At 32.0% G+C, this 231-nt stretch carries 1 protein-coding gene; it reads left to right on the top strand.

Annotated features, from left to right (window positions below; all coding sequences use genetic code 11):
* Positions 1 to 231 (top strand): alpha/beta fold hydrolase (locus tag H2O73_RS24410; protein ID WP_182110852.1); only part of this gene is annotated, 231 nt, incomplete at both ends.

Genomic DNA, 231 nt, shown 5'->3' with positions numbered 1-231 from the left:
GTGGAATGCTGTTTCAGATACATTATCTAAACAAAATAAGGTAATAGCAATTGACTTATTAGGTCATGGAAAATCTGAGAATCTTGGATATATACATACTATGGAAACACAAGCTGAAATGGTAAAAGCAGTTTTAAATCATTTAAGGTTACGGAAATACATTTTGGTTGGTCATAGTATGGGAGGATACATTTGCCTTGCTTTTGCTGAATTATTTCCAACAACTGTAAA

This window comes from Vibrio marinisediminis (genome assembly GCF_014050145.1).
Lineage (GTDB): Bacteria > Pseudomonadota > Gammaproteobacteria > Enterobacterales > Vibrionaceae > Vibrio > Vibrio marinisediminis.
This window is presented reverse-complemented; position numbering and strand designations above follow the sequence as displayed.